Genomic DNA, 5821 nt, shown 5'->3' on the forward strand with positions numbered 1-5821 from the left:
CCCCCCGCGGGGCGGGGGGGGGGGGGGCGCCACCCGCGGGGGCGGCCCGCCGCCGCGGCGCGCTCGCGCGCCCGGGGTCAGGCGGACGCCGCGCCCGCCGCCTCGGCGGCGTAGCGCGCCGCCCATTCCTTGCGGGTCCGGACGCGGATGTCGACGTCGGTCGCCTGGGCCCGCAGCGCGCCGACCGTCGCCTGCTCGTGGGCGAGGCCACGGAAGGGGTCCCAGTCGAAGAACCGGCAGGAGTTCTGCCAGGTGATCTTGTTGATGTCGTCGTCGGAGGCGCCCGTGTCGGTCATCTCGGCCATGACCTGCTCGGGGGCGTCCGGCCAGATCGAGTCGGAGTGCGGATAGTCGCACTCCCAGGCGATGATGTCGATGCCGATGTCGTGGCGGACCTTCAGCGCGACCGGGTCGGTCACGTAGCAGGCGAGCGAGTGGTCCCGGAAGACCTCACTCGGCAGCTTGCCGCCGAAGTCGCGGCGCAGCCAGCGCTGGTTGAGGTAGTGCCGGTCGCAGCGGCTGAGGTAGAAGGGGATCCACCCGATCCCCGCCTCCGACCAGGCGATCTTCAGGCTCGGGTAGTTCCGCATGGCCGGGCCCCACAGCAGATCCTGGGCGGCGAGCGTCGACACCTGGGTCGCCAGGATGATGAAGTTGTCGATCGGGGCGTCCGACGGCTGCTTGAGGGCGCCGAACCCCTGGCCGATGTGCAGGCACATGACCATGCCGGTGTCGCTGAGCGCCTCGAACACCGGGCCCCAGTGGCCGAGGTCGTGGTAGCTCGGCAGGCCCTCGATGTGCGGCAGCTCTGGCATCGACACGGCCCGGCAGCCCTTGGCCGACACCCGCCGGATCTCGGCCACCATCAGCGCGCTGTCCCAGGTCGGCAGCAGGGCGAGCGGGATGAACCGGCCGGGGTAGGCCGTGGCCCACTCGTCGATGTGCCAGTCGTTGTAGGCCTGGACCATCGCGTAGGCCAGCTCGTTGCGGCCCCGGTTCAGGTTGCCGGCGCTGAAGCCGGGGAACGTCGGGAAGCACATGGACGCGAAGATCCCGTTGCGGTTCATGTCGCGGACCCGCTCGTGGATGTCGTAGGCGCCGGGCCGCATCTCGGCGTAGCCGGCGGGGTCTAGCCCCCACTCCTCCGGCGGCCACGACACGACCGCGTTCAGGGACAACGTCCCGGTGCGGTTGCCGTTGAACTCCCAGGACTGGAAGCCGTCCTCGGTGGTGACGACCTTCGGCGCCTGGTCGGCCCACTTCGCGGGCACGTGGCGGGTGAACATGTCGGGCGGCTCGACGACGTGGTCGTCGATGCTGACCAGGATCATGTCCTCGACCCTCATGGTCGTCACTCCTCTGCGGCGTTCAGCGTCTGTGGCGTTCAGCGTCTGGGCGTTCAGCGTCAGGGCGTTCGATGGCTGTGGCGTTCGGGTCAGGCGACGACGCCGTCGACCTTGAGGGCGACGACGGAGTCCCAGTCGTACCCGAGCTCGGCGAGGATCGCGTCGCCGTGCTCGTTGAGCTCGGGGGCGCGGCCGGGCTGGGCCGGCTGCTCGTCGAACTGGACCGGCGCCGCGACCAGCTGGAACGGCGTGCCGGCGGCGTTCTCCAGGGACTGGACGTAGCCGTTCGCCACCGCCTGCGGATCCGTGGTGGCCTCCAGGGTGGTCTGGACCGCCGTCCACTGGCCGCTGAACGGGCGCAGCCGGTCGCGCCACTCGGCCAGCGGTGCGCCCCCGAACACCGCGCGCAGCTCCTTGGTGGCCTCGGCGGCGTTCGCGCTGATCGTGGCGAAGTCGGCGAAGCGCGGGTCGGTGGCGAGGTCCGGGCGGCCGACGAGGCCGCACAGCTCCGACCAGTACCGGGTGACCTGCAGGCAGGAGAAGCTCAGGAAACGGCCGTCGCTGGTCTCGTAGCTGTTGACCAGCGGGTTGCCGGTCCGCCCGCCGGGCGGCTGCGCCCACGGGATGCCGAGCTGCCCCGACAGCGCGATCGCCTGGCCCATCGACCACATGCCCGCCCCCATCAGGGAGACGTCCACGATCGCGGCGTGCCCGGTGCGCTCCCGGTGGAACAGCGCGCCCATCAGGCCGCCCGCGATGGTCATCGCGCCGATCGAGTCGCCGAAGCCGGGTGCCGGCGGGAACGGCACCCGCCCGGGGCCGTCGTCCATCATCATCGCCGCGGCGATGCCGGCCCGGCCCCAGAAGGCGAGGAAGTCGTAGGAGCCCCGGTCCGCGTCCGGCCCGCGCTCGCCCTGGCCGACGCCGCGCGCGTAGATGATGTTCGGGTTGTGGGCGCGGATGTCCTCGACGTCGATCCGCAGCTTCGCCCGGACGCCGGGCAGCTTGTTGGTCAGGAAGATGTCGCAGGTCGCGGCCAGCTCGTAGAGGATCTTCAGGCCCTGCTCGGTCGTCAGGTCGAGGGCCAGGCTGCGCTTGCCGCGGTTCGAGTGCTCCAGCAGCACGTGCACCCCGCCGCCGACGGGGGCCGTGCCGGTCGAGGCGAGGCCGCGCATCGCGTCGCCGCGTTCGACGTGCTCGATCTTGATGACCTCGGCGCCCCAGTCGGCGAGCAGGGCCGAGGCGGCCGGGACGAACGTGTGCTCGGCCACCTCGAGCACACGGACGCCCGTCATGATTGCGGTCATGCAAGTCCTCCGGCCGGTCTTCGCGGGGTACCCGTGGCGAGGCGTCGACCCTCGTCGCGATGCGGCCCGCTACCAGGCCCGGTAGGCGATCCGATCAGGACGTTGGATTCAAAGTCGACATCGACCTCGATGTTGGCGAAGATAGTGGGCCACGCCCGAGCTGGCAAGGCTTGAGGCCTCCGAGCGCGCGGCCGTAGGCCCGCGAGCCAGCGCCACTGGCGACGGACAGTTATGGTTCGGCCACAGACTGTCTGCGGAGGGTTGGCGCGACGATGAAGGCTGTACTGCCGTGGGCGTTCTGGATCTTCGTGGGCTTCTACGTCGTGACCGCGCCCACCGAGGCCGCGGCGTTCCTGCACACGGCGTTCGGCTGGCTCGGCGCGCTCGGCAACGGCCTGTCCACCGTCGTCACGGACACCACCAGCTCCGCCTGAACCAGCTCCGCCTGAACCGGTTCTGCCTGAACCGGTTCAGGCAGAACCGGTTCAGCCTGACCGGTGCCGCCTGGACTACCGGCGTCGCCTGAACCAGCCGGCCGCGCAGCTCGGCGCGATCAGCGCTCGATCATCCGCATCTGCTCCTCGTTGTGGTGGTCGCCGGCGGCCGGCGGGACCCGGTCGAGGCGGCCGAGCTGCGCCGGGGTCAGCGTGACCTCGTCGGCTGCGACGTTCTCCTCGACCCGCGAGACCCGCTTGGTGCCGGGGATCGGCGCGATGTCGTCGCCCTTGGACAGCACCCAGGCCAGCGCCACCTGGGCCGGGGTGGCGCCCACCTCGGCGGCGACGGCCGCGACCTCGTCGGCGCTGCGCAGGTTCTGCTCGAAGTTCTCGGCGGCGAACCGGGGGTTGCTCCGCCGGAAGTCCGCGTCGTGGATCTCGCCGACCGAGCGGATCTGGCCGGTCAGGAAGCCACGGCCCAGCGGCGAGTAGGGCACGAAGCCGATGCCCAGCTCGCGCAGCACCGGCAGCACGGCGGGCTCAGGGTCGCGGGTCCACAGGGAGTACTCCGACTGCAGCGCGGTGACCGGGTGGACGGCGTGGGCCCGGCGGATCGTGCTCACCCCGGCCTCGGAGAGCCCGATGTGACGGATCTTTCCCGCGGTGACCAGCTCGGCCAGGACGCCGATGGTGTCCTCGATCGGCGTCTGAGGGTCGACCCGGTGCTGGTAGTAGAGGTCGATGCGGTCGGTGTCCAGCCGGCGCAGCGAGCCCTCGACGGCGGTCCGGATGCTCGCCGGGCTGCTGTCGGCCCCGTCGCGACCGGTGTGGGAGACCAGGCCGAACTTCGTCGCGAGCACCACCTCGTCCCGGCGGCCCTTCAGTGCCCGGCCCACCAGCTCCTCGTTGACGTACGGCCCGTACACCTCGGCGGTGTCCAGGAAGGTGACCCCGAGGTCCAGGGCCCGGTGGATGGTCCGGATCGACTCGTCGTCGTCGCCCGGCCCGATGTACGCGGTCGACATGCCCATCGCGCCCAGGCCGATCCGTGAGACATCAAGGTCGCCCAGCTTCGCGTGCTTCATGGCGAGGTCCTTCCGTGCCGCCGTGGGTGGGCGGCGCTGTGGCGGGTGCCCGGTCGCGATGGCGCCGGCGTGGACGGCGTCCACCGGGAACGACTGTGGACGGCGTTCACCGCACCGACTCTGGCCCGCGCCGCGGCGCCTGGGGAGTGGCTGCCTTTCCAGGTACCGCCAGTACCTCTCTGCGGCCGCCGGGGGAGCGCCCTGACGGTACGTGATCGCCCGGTGGAGTCCACCTTCCCGCTTGGCGCCCCCTGATGCATTCTGACCTGCGGGTTTGTGACACGCGGCCCCTACTTGAAGGCCGTTAGTGGTCGCTCCATGTGAGATCAGCACCGGGGTCGGCGTCGCGGGGGTCGCCGCCGGAGGTGGCGCGGTCGTGGCCCCGCCGGCCGGCACCAGCCCGATCGGCGGCCAGCAGGTACCGGTGACCGGCTGACCCGGGGACGTCCGGACCGGCGATCCGGCTCAGCGGGCAGGGGGCGCCACGGCGTTGACGGCCCAGCACGCCGCCGTATAGCGGACTCGGCCGTCCTGGAGAAAGGGGGCGAAGCCCGTCCGGACCGCTTCGATCACCTTCGCCCGAAGGTCTCCGTCGAGCTCGGCAAGGGCGCGGCCGACGGGGCCCACCAGCGTGAAGTAGCGCTCCAGCTCCGCCTCGGAGAGCGAACAGGGCACGTCGAGGCGCTCGATGTCGATGCCGGTCCAGCCGCTGTCCGCGAGGACGCGCCGGGTGTGGTCCTGCCGGGCGAGGGCGAACGGGCCGGGCGCGTCCGGATCGCGGGACGCGAGGCCCGGCAGCATCGGTGACGCGGCCTGCTCGGCCGCCGTGAGGAACGGATTCTCGGCCGGGCCGCGCCAGGCGACGAACCGGAGCCGACCGCCGGCCCGCGCCGCGCCTCGTAGGTTCGCGAACGCGCCGACGGCGTCGTCGAAGAACATGACCCCGAACCGCGAGATGATCACGTCGAACGCGGCCGGCTGGAAGGTGTGGCTCGCGGCGTCCCCGTGCAGGAACAGCGCGGGGACGGCTTCCCGCTCGGTGCGTAGCCGGGCCGCCTCGATCATCGGCTCCGAGATGTCGACGCCGACGCACCTCCCGCACTCGCCCGCCCGCCGGGCGGCGGCGAGCGTCGTGGCCCCCACACCGCAGCCGACGTCGAGCACCTGCGCGCCGAGGGCCACGCTCTCGGCGAGCAGGTCCTCGAACGGCTGGTACATCCGGTCGAGCAGCTCCTGAGCCGCCACCCATCCGCGCCCCGCGACGCCGCTCCACAATGCCTTCTGGCCGCGATCAGCCTGCCCGCCGGCAGTGTCCGGTGGGACATCCATGATCGTCTCCTCGCCTGGGGTCCGTCGTCGGGTCGCGCCCGTCGAACTGCTACCTCGGCAGTGTCGTATCCGGCTTGGCCAGGAGCCCGTGACAACCATCGCGCACCCTGTCGAACGCGCCCGCAAGGCCGACGCTCCCGGGAACCGATCATTCCCGGCGCGGTCGTAGGCGCGGCCCTCCGCTGAGCCAGCCACGCCCGCCTGGTGCCGGCGTGGGCCGACGCCGGATCGGCCTTTCATGATCGGGTGGATTCGGGGTAGCCCGGGCGACCCCGGGCGCGTATTCACATCTCCGCGCCCCCGCGGCCGGCGGAAAT

6 protein-coding genes are annotated in these 5821 nt (G+C 71.9%); 2 read left to right on the top strand and 4 right to left on the bottom strand.

The genetic code is table 11. The annotated features are described in order from the left end of the window. Window positions 1–77 precede the first annotated feature (77 nt). The gene (locus I6A60_RS36915; protein WP_203042065.1) at window positions 78–1346 is read right to left on the bottom strand and encodes an amidohydrolase family protein; all 1269 of its coding nucleotides are present in this window, start codon (window positions 1344–1346) and stop codon (window positions 78–80) included. A gap of 89 nt (window positions 1347–1435) precedes the next feature. Next, a complete protein-coding gene (locus I6A60_RS36920; protein ID WP_203020755.1) occupies window positions 1436–2653 on the bottom strand; it encodes a CaiB/BaiF CoA-transferase family protein in 1218 nt (405 codons plus the stop codon). Window positions 2654–2925: 272 nt separating this feature from the next. Here I6A60_RS36920 and I6A60_RS36925 point away from each other — a divergent pair, with 272 nt between their 5' ends. Beyond that, complete coding sequence (locus I6A60_RS36925; protein WP_203020757.1) at window positions 2926–3087, top strand: hypothetical protein; 162 nt, start codon at window positions 2926–2928, stop codon at window positions 3085–3087. 119 nt (window positions 3088–3206) lie between these two features. Here I6A60_RS36925 and I6A60_RS36930 read toward each other — a convergent pair whose 3' ends face one another. Further along, window positions 3207–4175, bottom strand: coding sequence for an aldo/keto reductase (locus I6A60_RS36930; protein WP_203020759.1), 969 nt, complete (start codon window positions 4173–4175; stop codon window positions 3207–3209). A gap of 307 nt (window positions 4176–4482) precedes the next feature. Here I6A60_RS36930 and I6A60_RS43040 point away from each other — a divergent pair, with 307 nt between their 5' ends. Next, a complete protein-coding gene (locus I6A60_RS43040) occupies window positions 4483–4611 on the top strand; it encodes a hypothetical protein (RefSeq protein WP_255545211.1) in 129 nt (42 codons plus the stop codon). A 29-nt stretch (window positions 4612–4640) separates the two neighbouring features. Here I6A60_RS43040 and I6A60_RS36935 read toward each other — a convergent pair whose 3' ends face one another. Continuing rightward, window positions 4641–5504: a class I SAM-dependent methyltransferase gene (locus tag I6A60_RS36935; RefSeq protein WP_203020761.1), complete on the bottom strand. Its 864-nt coding sequence runs from the start codon at window positions 5502–5504 to the stop codon at window positions 4641–4643. Window positions 5505–5821: the final 317 nt, after the last annotated feature.

It is taken from the genome of Frankia sp. AgB1.9, from assembly GCF_016786355.1.
Classification (GTDB): domain Bacteria; phylum Actinomycetota; class Actinomycetes; order Frankiales; family Frankiaceae; genus Pseudofrankia.